The sequence below is a fragment of the Enterobacter sp. genome, from assembly GCF_977039595.1.
On record NZ_CDRQYH010000075.1, the window covers coordinates 1 to 17063 of the forward strand.

Sequence of the window (17063 nt, forward strand, 5' to 3'; positions counted from 1 at the left end):
TAAATAGGCTGATTCGATGTGTTTGCGGGAAAAAAATCGGCCCAGATCCGCGAAATTTTAATCAGCGAGTCAGCTTGGGAAGAAATGACCTGCTTATTCGCACCTTCCTTAGCTACAGGAATTCCACATGCTTGATTTGGATCACTTAGAAAAAACCCAAAGGGTCAGTCTTACTATGCAAGTTGAACTCAGTTTGAAAGGAGCGTTAATTACAGGCTCACTCAAACCTGGGGCACGACTGATTACGAAAGAAATTGCCGATAAATTAGGAACCAGTATTACCCCTGTTCGCGAGGCGCTTTTGCGCCTGGTGTCATCAGGGGCATTACACGCTACGCCCGCGCAGGCATTTCTGGTTCCGGAGGTTACGCTGGAGCGCTATAACGAGATTAACGCCATAAGAAAACAGCTTGAGCCAATGGCGGTCGCCGCAGCCTGTCGGAATATGTCTGATAGCAAACTGGAGGCGTTGCGCAAATTGTCGGAGGCCTTCCATGAGGCCATGCGCAACGGGAACGTCCAGCAGGCACTGCATGCGAATCGCGTCTTCCGGTTTACGCTGTATCAGTATGCGGAAATGCCTACGCTTAATGCATTAATTGAGCAGCTCTGGGTGCGTATCGGGCCCTGTATGAACTATCTGCATCAGGAGCTTAACGATATCAAAGCCTCGACATATCACTATGACGAACTCCTTTCCGCCCTTGAGAGAAGAGATGTTGTTGCCTGCCAAAAGGCGATTGATAAGGTGATTGATGAAGCGAATTTGCTTTTACAGCGACAATATTTTAACTAAGAGATTATTTAGCAGGGCGACTATATTTCGCACCTAATTATTTATCCGGTGAATAACTCCTGATGGTTTATTGCCATCAGGAGCGTTATTTCATTAATCAAATAAACTTTTCTTTTAGCTTACTCGAAGCGATAAGAGACCGACAGCCCGACCCCGTAGTTACGGCCTGGTGCAGGCTCGTAATAACGACCGTTAGACTCGTTGACAATAACCGAGCCCGCGTACTCTTTATCGAACAGGTTATCGACGCGGCCAAAGACGTCCATGCCCCAGCTGCCGTAGTTGAATTTGTACCCTGTGTTCAGCCCGACCACCGTATACGACGGCGCTTTCGCCGTATTCTCGTCGTCGGCCATGATATCGCTCATGTAACGCACGTCCGTGCCCGCGTACCAGCCTTCCTCCGGCTGCCAGCCAAACGAGGCGAAACCCATATTGCGGGCAATACCCGGCATCCGGTTACCGTTACAGTCTGCGTCGCTGCAGACGTTAGTCCGGTAGGTGGCATCCAGATACGTCCACGCCATCTTCAGCTTCCAGTTCTCAGCAAACTGCTGATCGAGGGAAACTTCCACACCCTGACGACGAGTTTTCCCGGCATTTTTATAGGTTGTGCGGCCGCCTGAACTGGAGTCCACCACGATCTCGTCATCCGTATCGGTGCGGAACAGCGCCGCCGTCAGCAGGCCGTTGCCGATTCGGGTTTTGCTGCCCACTTCATACGTATTGTTGGTGGACGGCTGCAGCCCAATGTTGAGGCCTCCCTGGTTATCGGCGCGATAGGAGAGCTCGTTGATGGTTGGCGTTTCGAACCCACGCCCTGCGGCAGCGTAGAGGTTCCATGCGTCCGTCACCGCATACTTCACGGAACCGGCCGGAAGCCATTTATGATAGCTCGCGTCACCGCTGTCATCACCGTTGCCCGGCGTAACGTAATGGTCGTTGGAATCAAACCAGACCGAACCGTAGCGCACCCCCGCATCAACAGAGAGTTTCTGCGTCAGCTGCCAGCTCGTTTGCAGGTAAGGGTCAACGTTCCACATCAGGTTACGTTCGTTTCGACGCTTATCACCCTTCACGCCATAGTCCGGCACGCCATTGCTCATCACGAAGTTCTCGTAACCGCGACGATCTTCACTCAGGTTTTCATAGTTCAGACCGGTGGTAAAAGTCACCGGTACCAGCAGCTCGCCGCGGTGCGTCCAGCGGGTATCCACGCCCTGATAGTGGCGCTGCATATCAATCACGCCGCCGGAATGGGAGGCTTTTAGCTGCGGCTGATACGGAATCGACTGGTACTGCGTCATTTCACGCTCACCGGCGTACATCATCACGCTCAGGTCGTCCTGAGCGCTGAGCTGACGATCGTAGCGCAGACCGGCCTGGGTCTGCTTGATGGTCTTGCGGGTGTTGTACTGGTCGCCGCGCGGTGACTGACGCGGATTGTTCTGCCACTCCTGATAGCTCAGCCCGCCCGGATCGTTGGCCTTCATGTCCACGCTGTTGAAAATCAGCGTCAGCTTGCTGACGTCGTCAATGCGCACGCCCAGTTTGGCGTTAGCGAGGTTTTTCCGTGCGCCGCTGTGGTCGCGGTAGCCTTTGGTGGTGAAACGGGTGGTGGAAACGGTGTAATCCACATCGCCCGCGTGGGTGCCATCACCCATCGCGCCGGTGGCTTTCATGCCGTAGCGCCAGGTACCGTAGCTGCCGTAATAGCTGCTGGCTTCAATGGTCGGCGGCTGCTTACCGGTCTGGGTGTTGATGTTAATCACGCCGCCGGAGGCGTTGCCGTACAGGGCAGAGAAGGGGCCGCGCAGCACTTCAACGCTCTCCACGCTGGAAAGATCGATGTTGGAGGTCTGGCCCTGTCCGTCCGGCATGGTGGCAGGGATACCGTCGACATACATACGGATACCGCGCACGCCAAACGTTGAGCGGGCACCAAATCCGCGCATCGAAAGCTGGAGGTCCTGGGCATAGTTCTGACGGTTCTGGATTTGCAGTCCCGGGACGCTGCCAAGGGATTCAGACAGGTTGATGCGCGGCGCGGCCTGGCGCATGTCGTCGCCATTAACGACGCTGACCGCTGCCGGTGTATCGAGTTCCGATACGGTTTGCGGCGTGGCGCTGACGATCATGGTTTGTTCTTCCGCGCTCATTGCGGTGAGCGGCGCAGAAATAACAGGAACCAGCAGCAGCGGGAGAGAAGCCTTACGGGCAGAAATGATTTTCATGAATAAAACCGGTTGTGGTATGTAAACGAACCAAATGGAACATGTCCATATATGTTAAAGGTTTTGTAAAAGTTTTGAAAACTATAACCGCACATTGCGTTAATGGAAGGCGAAGCGGGAAAGAAAAACTCCACATTTAACACATTAATGATTACTATTCTCATTATCAAAAGGCAATGCCATGACGTTGTCTGCCGGAAGTGATGTCAGCCCAAACCCCACTTTTCAGAAAAGGAATTGTTATGTCTTTACGTCATCTGTGCTCACCGCGTCTGAGCCTGTCACTGCTGTCTGCCACTTTACTGCTTGCCGGGACGTTCCAGGTGCATGCCGCCGAAGAGGTGCTGCGTAAAGCGGTGGGCAAAGGGGCGTATGAAATGGCGGTCAGCCAGCAGGAGAATGCGCTGTGGGTGGCGACCTCGCAAAGCCGTAAAACCGATAAGGGCGGAGTGGTCTACCGTCTTGATCCGGTCACGCTGGACGTGACGCAGGCGATCCATAGCGATCTCAAGCCCTTTGGTGCCACCATTGACAATGCGACCCAAACGCTGTGGTTCGGCAATACGATCAACGGCGCGGTAACCGCGATTGATGCTAAAACGGGTGACGTAAAAGGGCGGCTGGTGCTGGACGGGCGTCAACGCAGCGAAACCGTCAAACCGCTGCAGCCGCGCCAGCTGGTGGCGGACGACGCGAGCAACACCATTTACATCACCGGTGTCGGTAAAGAGAGCGTGATTTGGGTGGTGGATGGCGCCACGCTGAAGCTAAAAGAGACCATTGCCAATACCGGTACTTACAGCACCGGCCTGGCGCTGGATGGGCAGGCGAAACGTCTGTACACCACGAATGCGGACGGCGAGTTGTTAACCATTGATACGGCCACGAACAAAATCCTGAGCCGTAAAAAAGTGCAGGATGACGGGAAAGAGCACTTCTACCTGAACCTGAGCCTCGACACTGCCGGGCAGCGCGCGTTCCTGACCGATTCAAAGCAGCCGGAAGTGCTGGTGGTGAGCCTGAAAGACGGTAGCGTGATCGAGAAAATATCCGCGCCTGAGTCACTGGCGGTCCTGTTTAACCCAGCCCGCAATGAAGCCTATGTGACGCACCGTGAAGCCGGCAAGGTGAGCGTGATAGATGCGAAAACGTATAAGGTGACTAAAACGTTCGACACGCCGGTCTACCCGAACAGCCTGGCGCTCTCTGCGGATGGCAAAACCCTGTACGTGACGGTGAAGCAAAAATCGACTCGCCAGCAGGAAGCTACCCAGCCTGACGATGTCATTCGTATCGCGCTGTAAGATAAAAAAAGGGAAGGCATTTGCCTTCCCTTTTTAATGCTTACCGGATGCTTAACGCGAGGTTTCTTCCACCAGCGGCGCGTCGTGTTTTTCATCATCAGGATGAACCGGCGCGGTGCTGTGAATTTCATGAACGCGTTTACGCACGCCGAACCAGCCCGCAATAAGCAGCACGGCCAGCAGCGGAATGGTCGCGATGGTGTAGGTGCCGTTCGGGTAGTCGAACGCCATCAGCACCAGCACGCTGAACAGGAAGAGCAGGGTGAGCCAGGAGGTCACCGGCGCGCCAGGCAGCTTAAAGCTGACGTCAGCGGCTTTGCCTTCTTTAATCGCTTTGCGCAGACGCATCTGGCAGACCACGATAAAGCCCCAGGACGCGATAATCCCGAGTGCCGCCACGTTCAGAACGATTTCGAATACCTGAGACGGTACCAGATAGTTCAGGAATACGCCGAATACGTACACTACCAGCGTCGCCAGAATACCGGCGTACGGCACGTGCTGCTTGCTCATCTTCGACATGAATTTCGGCGCAGAACCGCCCATCGACATGGAGCGCAGGATACGACCGGTAGAGTAAAGGCCGGAGTTCAGGCTGGAGAGCGCCGCGGTCAGGACCACGATGTTCATGATGCTGCCAACGTAAGGCACGCCCAGCTTAGAGAAGAAGGTCACGAACGGACTCTGACCCGCCTGATAGGCAGTCCACGGGAGCAGCAGAACCAGCAGCACCACTGAACCGACGTAGAACAGACCGATACGCCAGATCACGCTATTAATGGCTTTTGGCACCATGGTCTGCGGGTCTTTACATTCCCCAGCTGCGGTACCCACCAGTTCGATAGAGGCGAAGGCGAACACGACGCCCTGAACCAGCACCAGCGCAGGCAGCAGACCGTGCGGGAAGAATCCACCGTTATCGGTTATCAGGTGGAAGCCGGTGGCATTGCCGTCCAGCGGCTTACCGCTGCCGAGGAAGACGGTACCCACGACCAGGAACACCACTATGGCCAGTACTTTTACCAGCGCAAACCAGAACTCCATCTCCGCGAACCACTTCACGCCGATCATGTTCATGGTGCCGACAATCGCCAGCGCGCCAAGCGCAAAGACCCACTGTGGCACATCGCCAAACGCGCCCCAGTAGTGCATATACAGCGCTACGGCGGTGATATCGACGATACCGGTCATTGCCCAGTTGACGAAGTACATCCAGCCCGCAACGTAAGCGGCTTTTTCACCGAGGAATTCACGGGCATAAGAGACGAAGCTGCCGCTGGAAGGGCGATGCAGTACCAGCTCGCCCAGCGCGCGTAGAATGAAGAAAGAGAAGATCCCGCACACCAGATAGACCAGGGCGAGAGCCGGGCCAGCCATCTGCAGGCGTGCACCAGCACCTAAAAACAGACCCGTTCCGATAGCGCCGCCGATGGCGATCATTTGAACCTGACGGTTGCCCATCGCTTTGTGGTAGCCCTCTTCGTGGGAGTTCAACCAGCGACGTTTAGCAGCGTGATGATCGGCTGCGCTTTTATTGCTTGTTTTCATTGAGTTACCTGTTTGCCTGTCTGAACCATTATCGTGATAGTCCTGCCTGGCAGAGCGCAATACAAACGATTGCTTCTGCGCAAACACATGTCGCCTTCCCAGTCATTCTGCGTATGGATAAGGCGAAACATGGCGAGGCATCCTACCTGCAATTCATAAGCGACGCAAAATATAACCGTGCCGAAAGTGATGCACGTCGAAGGAAATCGTGTGGTCAGAGCAGACGGGGATCACAACACGCTGAATCGTGATGAGTTTTTAGTCAAAACAATCGCGAGGTTGATTATTTAATCATCAGAATATCTTAATTATTACCAGATGGTATAAATTGGGGTTACCTCAGAGCACCCGCCGTTAACATGAAACGGTAACAGGCGGGTGACGGATCTTCGATAACGCACAAAAATAATCTCAGGCTTCACAGACCCCGAACGGCTAACCGCCAAAAACGGCAATCGCCTGCTTAAGGCGCGTCGTGCGCTCCGTCAGGTGATTCGCGGCGTGAGTGACGTTATCCACCATCCCCGTATTGTTGTGGGTCATTGCACCGATACGGGAGATGGATGCGTTGATGAGCGTCAGCGCCTGGGTTTGCTCCTGCGTGGCGTGGCCGATCTCCTTAATCAGGGAGGAGACACGCAGCACGTTGTCGATCATAACCGTCAGCTGCGTTTCGGTCTGTTCCACTTTCTCCACGCCAGCGTTGACGCTGGCGACGTTTTTCTCGATCAGCGCTTTGATCTCTTTTGCCGCCGTCGCGGAGTGCTGCGCAAGATTACGCACTTCAGCCGCCACCACGGCAAAACCGCGCCCGGCTTCACCCGCACGCGCCGCTTCAACGGCAGCGTTCAGCGCAAGAATGTTAGTCTGGAAGGCAATGCGATCGATAACGCTGATAATATCAACGATCTGGCTGTTATCCTGCGACACGGACTGCATCATACCGATGGTCTCTTTCATCATCGCTTCACCGCGGTGTGCGCTGTCGCTGGTGCGATCGGCCATCTGGATCGCCTCGTTCGCGGTTTCGGCCGTCTGCTTCACCGCGCTGGCAATCTCTTCTACTGCCGACGCGGTTTGCTGCAGAAAGTCTGCTGTTTCTTCAGAGCGCGTCTGTAGCGCCGCACCTTCTTTGGCAACCTGCTGGCTGATGGTGCTAATTCCGCTGATTTGCGCCCCGACATCGTCAACCAGCTAATTCAGGTTCAAACCTGATTGATTCACCAGGCGCATCATCAGCCCGATGTCATCGATCCTGTCAAAATGGTAATAGTCCGTTTTACGTCCTGAAACCACGCGCTGCATCTGTTGCACAATGGATTTTAACGGACTGGCGATCTGCGCATGAAGATAATAACCCAGGGAAGTAAACAGCAGCACCAGACTTGCCGATTGCACAAATTTATCAGGAAATAAATACACGGCCAGACAGGAGAGTAACGCCGTCGTCGCAATACCAAGATGGATTCGTTTACGGGTGCTGAGACATTTAAAGAGCGAGATAAATGAAAATAAACCGCGTCGAACCAGCAATCCTTTATAAAAACGGTAATGTTTTAATTCGTTATTACGCACTTTTGTATAGAGTTTTTCACTGGTCGCAATCTCCTCGCGTGTGGGTTTATTTCGCACGGAAATATAGCCCGTCAGGGATCCGCCCTGCCAGACCGGCGTCACGTTTGCTCGCACCCAGTAGTGATCGCCATTATTACGACGATTCTTCACCAGCCCGGTCCAGGTCTCACCTTGCTGCAGGGTAAACCACATGTCGCCAAACGCTTCGGCAGGCATGTCGGGATGGCGGATGAGGTTATGCGGCTCGCCCAAAAGATGCTCTTCTTTATATCCGCTGGCTTCAATAAAAGCGGAATTAGCGTAGGTAATATGACTTTTTGTATCGGTGGTCGACATTAACGTCGAACCATCGTTAAGTAAATACTCGTTTTGTGTAACGGGAGTGTTACGCCTCATGAGTAACTCCATGATGATGTGCAAGAATAAAAAACATCCGGAAAACGCTCCGGCAAGATGAGTGTGATTATTTTTTATAACTGTCTTCTGCTTATTCTCTCTGAAATTTTGACTGCCTGAAATACCCACTGTTCATTATTTTTAATCTGTTAATTTTGTCGGATGTAATAAAAATGAAAATATTTTCAGGGGCATTTTGGGATGGCGATGCAAATAAATGACATAACCCAAACTGCAAGAGGGAGATCGTCACTGTGGAAAAATTGTCATGCTGAAATAGCGTTTCGTTAACAGGATGAAAACGCTATCATTTGGTCAGTTTTCGTTAACACAGTGAGGCTGAGGTGAAAATTAACGTCATCGGAACCAGCGGGAGCGGAAAAAGCACGCTGGCGAAGCAGATTGCAACCGCGCTGTCTATTCCCTGTATCGAGATGGACAGACTCTACTGGCAGGCTGACTGGCAGGGCACGCCGGACGATGAGTTTCAAGAAAAGCTGGAGCAGGCGCTACAGGCTTCGCCAGACTGGGTGCTCGACGGAAACTACAACCGTACGCGACCGGTGAAATGGCGCAATGTAGATGTGGTGGTGTGGGTGGATTATGGGTTTGCCCGCACCCTCAGGCAGGCGGTCACCCGAGCAATAAAACGGGCCTGGCATAAACACGAGCTTTGGCCCGGAACGGGAAATAAAGAGAGTTTCCGGCGCGCGTTCTTCAGCAGAGAATCCATTATCATCTGGACGATCAAAACCTGGCGTAATAACCGCACGCGCTATGAAGCCGATCTGCAAAACCCGCAATACAGCCATATTCGCTTCGTCCGCATTACCCGTCGGGAGCAGGTGGAAACGCTGATCGCCTCCTTAAAGTCTTATTCTTAGCATGGTTTTATATATCTGATTTCCGGCAAACTAAATGTAAATTAATTGTTTCTCAGTGGTGAAATGCGCCTTTAATAATGTCGACATGTTAAGTCAAACGAGAACGCAACATGTCATGGCGAATCAGCATTCTGGATAAAAGCCCCATCGCTGAAAACGAAACGGCTGCCGATGCGCTGGCGCGTACCCTGGCGCTGGCGCAGCAGGCAGAAAATCTGGGCTATCACCGCTTCTGGATTGCCGAACACCACAACACCCCACAGCTTGCCAGCCCTGCGCCGGAGCTGCTGATTGCCTGGATCCTCGGACAGACCACGCGCATTCGCGTTGGCTCTGGCGGCGTGATGCTACAGCACTACAGCCCTTATAAAGTCGCCGAGAATTTCAACGTGCTGGCCGCGCTGGCGCCTGGCCGCGTCGATCTCGGCGTCGGGAAAGCCCCCGGCGGATTACCGCTCTCAACCCGCGCGCTGCAGCAGGGCCTGAATCAACAGGAAAAGGGCAGCTTTGCAGAACAGCTGGCTCAGCTCGATCGCTGGATCCGTCCTGAGCATCAGTCTAATGAAGAGGCCGTCCGCGCCACGCCGCTGCCGCCGTCGCCTGCTGAGGGTTTCCTGCTGGGCGCGAGTATCGATAGCGCGCTGCTGGCCGCCGGGCTCGACTGGAACTTTGTGTTTGCCGCGCACCTGAACGGCGATCCGGACCTGCTGCGCGAGGTGGTATCGACCTGGCGTAAGAACAGCGCGCGGGACGTGATAGTGGCGGTACAGGCGATCGTCGCGCCGACGCAGGCCGAAGCAGACGCGCTGGCGCAGAAGGTCGAAGTGTGGGGCGTTGAGCTGGCAAACGGACAGCGTGTCACCGTGGCCAGCGAAGAGCAGGCCTACGCGTTTGCGCGCCAGGCGGGCAGCGAGCCGGTGCGCATTGCACGGCGCGCGCAGTCGCTGCTGGCGGGCACCGCTGATTCGGTTCTGGAACAGCTCAACGCGCTGCATCAGCAGTGGGGCATTGACGAATTTATCATCGACACGCCTGTAGCGGAGGGAGCAACGCGCGTCGCGTCGCTGCGCCTGCTTGCCGAGGCGCATCTTAACAAGGAGGTCACCGTATGAGCTTTGGCGAACAGCTGATTGCCTGGCGTCGCGAACTGCACCAGAACCCGGAGCTGTCCGGCCAGGAGGTCGAAACCACCGCGCGCCTGCGCCAGTGGCTGACGAATGCCGGGATCGCCCCGCAGCCTTACGACCTGTCGACCGGGCTGGTGGCGGAAATCGGGACGGGCAGCAGGCTGGTTGCGCTGCGGGCAGATATCGATGCCCTGCCGATAGAAGAGCGCAGCGGCGTGCCGTTCAGCTCGCAGCGTGCAGGGGTGATGCACGCCTGCGGACACGATATTCACACCAGCGTTATCCTCGGTGCCGCGTTAAAGCTGAAAGAGCGGGAAGCTTCGCTAAACGGCCGGGTGCGGATCCTGTTTCAGCCTGCCGAAGAGAACTTTGGCGGTGCGAAGAGCATGGTGCGCGCCGGTGCCCTGCGTGACGTCAGCGCGATTTTCGGCATGCACAACGAGCCCGGCCTGCCGGTCGGTGAGTTCGCCACCCGCGGCGGGCCGTTCTATGCCAACGTCGACCGCTTTGTGATCCGCATTACCGGTAAAGGCGCGCACGCCGCGCGTCCTCACGAAGGCAACGACGCCATTGTGCTGGCAAGCCAGCTGGTGACGGCGCTGCAAAGCGTCGCCAGCCGCAACGTCAACACGCTGGATTCGGTGGTGCTGAGCGTGACCCGCATCGCGGGCGGTAACACCTGGAACGTGCTGCCGGAAAGCGTCGAGCTGGAAGGCACGCTGCGCACCCATCGCACGGAAGTGCAGCAGAATGTGAAAGCCCGCGTGGGTGAAATCGCCGCCGGGTTTGCCAGCGCCTTCAGCGCGCAGATTGATATCACCTGGTATGCCGGGCCCACCGCGCTGGTGAACGACGAGCGCTGGGCCGATTTCGCCACCTCGGTCGCCAGAGAAGCAGGCTACGAAACCCGGCACGCCGAGCTGCATATGGGCGGGGAAGATTTTGCGGTCTATTTGCAGTCAGTTCCCGGCGCGTTTGTCAGCATTGGCAGCAACAGCCCGTTTGGTTTACATCATCCGGCCTTCAACCCGGATGAAGCACTGATTGAGCCCGCTGCCCGCTATTTTGCACAGCTTGCGGAAAAAGCCCTGCAACACGTTTAATTCAGGAGAGGTAAATATGTCTGCAACCCGACAACTGCGGCTGGGCACCATTCTGCATGGTGCATCCGGAAATATGTCCGCGTGGCGCCATCCTGCGGCGATCGCCGACGCCAGTATTAATTTCGACTTCGTGAAAGCGACGGCGTTAAAGGCCGAGGAAGGTAAGCTCGATTTTCTCTTTGTGGCCGATGGTCTCTATATTAACGAGAAATCGATCCCTCATTTTCTGAATCGTTTTGAACCGTTAACCGTGCTTTCCGCACTGGCCAGCATCACCTCGCGCCTGGGACTGGTGGGAACCTTATCCACCTCCTACAGCGAGCCCTTTACCACGGCGCGCCAGTTTGCCAGCCTCGATCACCTCAGCAACGGCCGCGCGGGCTGGAACGTGGTGACCTCGCCGCTGGAAGGGTCGGCGAAGAACTTTTCCCGCGAAAAACACCCCGAACACGCGCTGCGCTATCGCATTGCCGATGAGTATCTTGACGTGGTGAAAGGGCTGTGGGATTCCTGGGAAGGCGACGCGTTTATCCGCAACAAAGAGAGCGGTCAATTTTTTGACCCGGCCAAACTGCATACGCTCGATCACCACGGTGACTTCTTCCAGGTCGCCGGTCCGCTGAATATTGGCCGCACGCCGCAGGGTCGCCCGATTGTCTTTCAGGCCGGGGCGTCGGACGACGGGAAAAAACTGGCGGCGAAACATGCCGACGCCATTTTCACCCACCACGAGACCTTCGACGAGGCAAAAGCCTTTTATCAGGACGTAAAACAGCAGCTGGAAACAAACGGCCGCCGCGCCTCGGATCTCCATATTTTCCAGGGCGTCAGCGTGATTGTGGGTAAAGACGCCGATGACGTGGAAAATCAGTACCAGACCACGGCGGCGCTGGTGTCGATTAACGACGCCCTCAATTACCTCGGACGCTATTTTGAACATCACGATTTCAGCCAGTATCCGCTCGACGAGCCGTTCCCGGATATCGGCGACTTAGGCAAAAACAGCTTCCGCAGCACCACCGATGAAATTAAGCGTAATGCCCGAGAGCGCAACTTAACCCTGCGTCAGGTGGCCCTTGAAGCCGCTTCGCCTCGTCCACGCTTTTCCGGTACGCCGGAAGAGGTAGCCGATGGTCTGCAGGCCTGGTTCGAAGGCTATGCCGCAGACGGCTTCATCATTCAGGGCGGCACGCCGGACACCTTCCCGCGCTTTGTTGACCAGGTGGTACCTGTTCTGCAGGCCCGCGGCCTGTTCCGTACCGACTACCCGGGCACCACGCTGCGCGAAAGCCTTGGCTTAGACCAACCGAAAAACCAGTACACACAACAATAAAAGAGAACCCCGCTATGCAGAAATCATCGCTTGTTCTGGCGCTCGCGCTGGCCTTTACCCCTGCCGTCTGGGCAGAGAACGTCAATATTAACGGCACCGGCGTGAGCATTGAGGCCAATAAAACGCCGATTAATACCGCCAAAAACAATGATGCGGTGGCACAGCTGCCGAAAGACTATCGCTTTGCCGTGCCGGGGAAATTTACCGTGGCGGTGGCGGGCCTCAATCAACCGCCGCTGACGGTTTTCTCCGACGACAACAAAACGCTGCTGGGAAGCGAGGTTGACGTCGCCCGTCTGGTCGCCGACAGCCTGGGGCTGGAGCTGAACGTGGTGCCAACCTCCTGGGAAGACTGGCCCCTGGGCGTGGCGTCCGGGAAATACGATGCGGCCATCAGCAACATCACCGTTACCAAAGAGCGTAAAGAGAAGTTTGATTTCGCCACCTACCGGAAGGACTCCCTCGGCTTTTATGTGAAATCCACCAGCCCGATTACGTCGCTGCAGAAGGCGGAAGACATTGCCGGGCTGCGGATTATCGTCGGCTCCGGCACCAATCAGGAGGCCATCCTGCTGGCATGGAATGCTGAAAATCTGAAGAAAGGACTGAAGCCCTTTACCCCGATCTATACCAAAGACGATGCCGCCCAAACCCTGGCGCTGCAGTCCGGGCGCGCGGATGCCTACTTTGGTCCGAACGTGATTGGCGCATGGAAAGCGGCGCTGAACGGGAAAACCAAACTGGTGGGTAGCGTCGACGGCGGCTGGCCGAAGGCGGCGCACATCGCGGTGACGCTGAAGAAAGGCAGCGGGCTGGTTGAGCCGGTGCAAACCGCGCTGAATGGCGTCATCAAAAACGGCGATTACGACAAAGTGCTGAACCGCTGGGGTGAAGGGGTTGAGCGCATTCCTCAGTCAGAAGTGAACCCGGCAGGCCTGGGTGATTAAGGAGGCGTGATGAGCGAACGATTTCGTGATGTTTCACCGGAAGATGCCGAGCTTCAGCCCATTATCGAGGGGCTGTTCGGGGAATATGCGGCCCGATACGGGGACTACTTCTCCAAAGATGCGGAAATTGAGCTCACCGAGTGGTATTTAGCGCCGCAGGGGCTGTTTATCGTGCTGGAGCGCGACGGGAAGATTATTGCCACCGGCGCGTACAAACCGTTCGACGAACGCACCGCAGAAATCAAACGCATCTGGACGGACAAAACCCTGCGTCAGCAGGGGCTTGCCGGGCGCGTGGTGCAGGAGCTTGAGCGCAGGGCGGTGCTGGCAGGGTACAGTCAGATCTACCTGACAACCGGCTTTCGCCAGCCGGAAGCGGTCAGGCTCTATCTCAGCCAGGGCTATCAGGCGCAGTTCGATCTGAACCGCGATCCGGAAGAGTACAGCCAGCCGCCGTTTGACGGTCGGCTGCGATTCACGAAAACGCTGGTACGCGAAGCGTTCAGTAAAACCGCATGAGGAACGACGATGAGCAACGTTGAAACCATTAAGGTGGTCCCGGCGCGTTATCCGCTGCGGGCCGTCGGCGCCGCGGTGGCGCTGTTTGTCCTGGCGGTCGTGATTCAGTCAGTCGCCTTTAACCCGCGCTGGGAGTGGGCGGTGTTCGCCCGCTGGTTCTTCGACCCGGTGATCCTCGAAGGCGTCGGGCAGACCCTGTTGCTGACGCTGATCGGTACCGCGCTGAGCGTGGTGTTTGGCGGCATGCTGGCCCTGGCGAGACTCTCTTCTTCCTGGCTGCTGAGCAGCCTGGCGTGGGCCTACATCTGGCTGTTTCGCTCGCTGCCGCTGATCGTCGTGCTGATTATCCTGTACAACTTTTCCTATCTCTACGACACGCTCTCGCTCGGCGTGCCGTTCACCGGCATCACCTGGGGCAGCTTTGAAACCATCAACGTGCTGGGGCAGTTCTCTACCGCAGTGGTGGGGTTAACCCTGGTGCAGAGCGCCTATACCGCCGAGATCATTCGCGGCGGATTCCTCGGGGTCGATCACGGGCAGTATGAGGCCGCCGCCGCGCTCGGCCTGCCGGCCTGGCGCCGCACGGTCCGCATCATTTTGCCTCAGGCGCTGCGCACTATTCTGCCGTCGGGCTTCAATGAAATCATCAGCCTCGCCAAGGGCACGGCGATGGTGTACGTCCTGGCGATGCCGGAACTGTTCTATACCATCCAGATGATCTACAACCGCACGCAGGAGGTGATCCCGCTGCTGATGGTCGGTGCCGCGTGGTACCTGGCGATCACCACCGTCCTGTCCGCTATCCAGTACGGTGTTGAACGCGCACTTGCCCGCAGCGAACGCCGCTCTGCGGTTAATCAGAATCGTGCCGCTCGTCGTACCCGTTCCGTCACCACCACGACAGCACAGGAGCCTATCCATGCAAGCCTCTCCTGAAGGACATATCTCGATTACCGGCGTCAGCAAGTATTTTGGACGCCATAAAGCGCTCGACAACGTTTCGCTTGAGATCCCGCCCGGTTCCGTGACGGTTATTCTCGGGCCGTCCGGGTCGGGCAAATCGACGCTGCTGCGCACCATTAACCATCTGGAGCGCGTCGACGAAGGCTTTATTCAGATTGACGGGGACTACATTGGCTACCGTCGTCAGGGCGACAAGCTCTACGAGCTGAAGGAGAAAGAGATCCTCAAACAGCGCGTCAACGTGGGCTACGTTTTTCAGAACTTCAACCTCTTTCCGCACCTCACGGTGCTGGAAAACCTGATTGAGGCGCCCATCGCGCATAAAAAGCTCAGCAAAAAAGAGGCGGTGGAAAGAGCGTACAGCCTGCTGGATGTGGTCGGACTGCGGGATAAAGCCGATGCCTGGTCCCGGCATCTTTCCGGCGGGCAACAGCAGCGTATTGCCATTGCCCGCGCGCTGGCGTTACGTCCACGCGTGATGCTGTTTGATGAACCCACCTCGGCGCTGGATCCGGAGCTGGTGGGGGAAGTGCTGGACGTGATCAAAAAACTGGCCCGCTCCGGCACTACGCTGGTGGTGGTCACTCACGAGATCGGCTTTGCCCGGGAAGTGGCGGATCAGGTGGTGTTTATGGTCGACGGAAAAATTGTCGAGCAGGGCAGCAGTGACGAGGTGTTAAACCGTCCGTCACACGCGCGAACGCGCCAGTTCTTGTCAAAAGTGCTGTAAGGAGCGCAGATGAAATACGGACTTCTGGCGGGGCTACTTTTTACGACGGCGAGCCACGCCAGCATCGATCTGAAAGCCAACGAGCAGCCGCTGCCGGTGACGGTGGATCGGCAGGCCGTGGCGAAGATCCCCGCCGGTTATAAATTCGTTGAGCCGGGTACGCTGACGGTCGCCGTCTCGATGCTGAACTCCCCGCCGCTGGCGCTGCTGGCCAGCGATAACCGCACGCGGATTGGCAGCGACCCGGATATCGCCCGCCTGCTGGCGGGCAGCCTGGGGCTGAAGCTAAAGCTGGTGCCGACGGCGTGGGAAGACTGGCCGCTGGGGATCGCTTCCGGGCGCTACGACGTGGCGCTGGTGAACATTGCGGTGACCGAACAGCGTAAAGAGAAGTTTGATTTTGCGACCTATCGCGTCGATTCGCTGGCGTTTTCAGTGAAATCCACCAGCGATATTCAGTCAATCAAAAGCGCGGCAGATCTGGCCGGGAAAAGGGTGATTGTTGGCTCTGGCACCAATCAGGAGCGCATCCTGCTGGGCTGGAACGAAGAGAACAAAAAGGCGGGGCGGGCGCCCGCGCTGCCGGTCTATCTCCACGACGATGCCTCGGGCAATCTCTATATCCAGTCCGGCAGGGCAGATGTGTTCTTTGGCCCTCAGTCGGTTTCATCCTGGAAAGCCGCGCTCACCGGCAAAACCCGCGTCGTGGGGTTAGGGCCGAAGAAGGCGTTTGTTGCCACGACCACTAAAAAGGGCAATGAGCTGGTTTACGCGCTGCAGGCCGCGCTGGACGGCGCGATTAAGCGCGGAGAGTACCAGAAGGTGCTGGCGCGCTGGGGCGAGCAGGGCGAAGCGGTGGCGCAATCGGAGGTCAACCCGCCTGGGATAACCTACTAAGGGTACTCTACACTTAGGGTTTTCATTCCCGAGGGGGCAACATGATTAAACTCTATGGCGTACCCGGCTGGGGCTCGGCGATCGGTGAAGTGATGCTGACCCTGGCTGATATCCCTTATCAATTTATCAACGTTGACGGGTTTGACCAGCCCGGTCCGCAGCGTGAATTACTGCAAAAGCTCAACCCGCTGTGTCAGGTACCTACGCTGGAGCTGGAAAATGGCGCCATCATGACCGAAACGGCGGCGATTGCCCTGATGGTGCTCGACAGATGTCCCGATCTCGCGCCGCCCGTGGGGCAGGCCGAACGCCAGCAGTTTCAGCGTTTGCTCATCTGGTTTGTGGCCAACGTCTACCCCACGTTTACGTATGCGGACTATCCCGAACGCTGGGTGCCGGATGCGCCCGAACAGCTGCAGAAAAACTGCATCGAATACCGGAAGTCCCTCTATTTGTGGTTCGAAAGCCAGCTCAAGGCTGCCCCGTTCGCGCTGGGGGAAAGGCTGACGCTGCTGGATGTTTATATTGCGGTGGCGCGCACCTGGGGGCCTCGTCACGCCTGGTTTGCCGAGAACACCCCTAAATGTTACCAACGGTGCAAAACTGATCCACCCCAGCGGTTGAAAATTGATCCAGGGGTTAATCTGCTCCTCTGAATACAGGGGAGCTTATGATCACTTTTGAGATTCGTATGGAAATTAAAGTCC

12 protein-coding genes and 2 pseudogenes are annotated in these 17063 nt (G+C 56.5%); 11 read left to right on the forward strand and 3 right to left on the reverse strand.

Annotated elements, in window-relative coordinates:
* The first annotated feature begins 127 nt into the window (after window positions 1-127).
* On the forward strand, window positions 128-796 hold the full coding sequence (locus ACWYRJ_RS17585) for a GntR family transcriptional regulator (protein ID WP_455508355.1): 669 nt from the start codon (window positions 128-130) through the stop codon (window positions 794-796).
* A 119-nt stretch (window positions 797-915) separates the two neighbouring features.
* Here ACWYRJ_RS17585 and pqqU read toward each other — a convergent pair whose 3' ends face one another.
* Window positions 916-3030, reverse strand: coding sequence for a TonB-dependent receptor PqqU (pqqU, locus tag ACWYRJ_RS17590; protein ID WP_455508356.1), 2115 nt, complete (start codon window positions 3028-3030; stop codon window positions 916-918).
* Between the two features lie 242 nt (window positions 3031-3272).
* Between pqqU and yncE the strand changes: the two genes are divergently transcribed.
* Window positions 3273-4334 (forward strand): 7-bladed beta-propeller protein YncE, encoded by a 1062-nt coding sequence (yncE, locus tag ACWYRJ_RS17595; protein WP_111963663.1) that lies wholly within the window; start codon window positions 3273-3275, stop codon window positions 4332-4334.
* A gap of 51 nt (window positions 4335-4385) precedes the next feature.
* On the opposite strand, the gene ansP is transcribed toward yncE, so the two are convergent.
* Both ansP and ACWYRJ_RS17605 read right to left on the reverse strand, forming a co-directional pair.
* Window positions 4386-5882, reverse strand: coding sequence for an L-asparagine permease (gene ansP / locus ACWYRJ_RS17600; RefSeq protein WP_111963662.1), 1497 nt, complete (start codon window positions 5880-5882; stop codon window positions 4386-4388).
* 435 nt (window positions 5883-6317) lie between these two features.
* Window positions 6318-7853, reverse strand: a pseudogene (locus tag ACWYRJ_RS17605) (methyl-accepting chemotaxis protein).
* A gap of 344 nt (window positions 7854-8197) precedes the next feature.
* Between ACWYRJ_RS17605 and ACWYRJ_RS17610 the strand changes: the two are divergent.
* The 9 genes and pseudogenes from ACWYRJ_RS17610 (at window position 8198) to ACWYRJ_RS17650 (ending at window position 17012) form a co-directional block, all read left to right on the forward strand.
* A complete protein-coding gene (locus ACWYRJ_RS17610; RefSeq protein ID WP_115875251.1) occupies window positions 8198-8737 on the forward strand; it encodes an AAA family ATPase in 540 nt (179 codons plus the stop codon).
* 110 nt (window positions 8738-8847) lie between these two features.
* Entirely contained in the window at window positions 8848-9849 is a 1002-nt protein-coding gene (locus ACWYRJ_RS17615; protein WP_111963659.1) for an LLM class flavin-dependent oxidoreductase, read from the forward strand.
* Window positions 9846-10967 carry an amidohydrolase gene (locus ACWYRJ_RS17620; protein ID WP_111963658.1) on the forward strand — a complete coding sequence of 374 codons (1122 nt, stop codon included), beginning with the start codon at window positions 9846-9848 and terminating at the stop codon, window positions 10965-10967. Before ACWYRJ_RS17615 ends, ACWYRJ_RS17620 begins: the two co-directional genes overlap by 4 nt.
* A gap of 16 nt (window positions 10968-10983) precedes the next feature.
* Window positions 10984-13247, forward strand: a pseudogene (locus ACWYRJ_RS17625) (NtaA/DmoA family FMN-dependent monooxygenase).
* A gap of 9 nt (window positions 13248-13256) precedes the next feature.
* Entirely contained in the window at window positions 13257-13766 is a 510-nt protein-coding gene (locus ACWYRJ_RS17630) for a GNAT family N-acetyltransferase (RefSeq protein WP_111963655.1), read from the forward strand.
* Window positions 13767-13775: 9 nt separating this feature from the next.
* Window positions 13776-14702, forward strand: coding sequence for an amino acid ABC transporter permease (locus tag ACWYRJ_RS17635; protein WP_111963654.1), 927 nt, complete (start codon window positions 13776-13778; stop codon window positions 14700-14702).
* Window positions 14686-15459 (forward strand): amino acid ABC transporter ATP-binding protein, encoded by a 774-nt coding sequence (locus ACWYRJ_RS17640; RefSeq protein WP_023311967.1) that lies wholly within the window; start codon window positions 14686-14688, stop codon window positions 15457-15459. The genes ACWYRJ_RS17635 and ACWYRJ_RS17640 overlap by 17 nt, the downstream gene beginning before the upstream one ends.
* 9 nt (window positions 15460-15468) lie before the next feature.
* A complete protein-coding gene (locus ACWYRJ_RS17645) occupies window positions 15469-16356 on the forward strand; it encodes a transporter substrate-binding domain-containing protein (RefSeq protein WP_111963653.1) in 888 nt (295 codons plus the stop codon).
* Between the two features lie 41 nt (window positions 16357-16397).
* Complete coding sequence (locus ACWYRJ_RS17650; RefSeq protein ID WP_455508357.1) at window positions 16398-17012, forward strand: glutathione S-transferase family protein; 615 nt, start codon at window positions 16398-16400, stop codon at window positions 17010-17012.
* The last annotated feature ends 51 nt before the right edge of the window (window positions 17013-17063 follow it).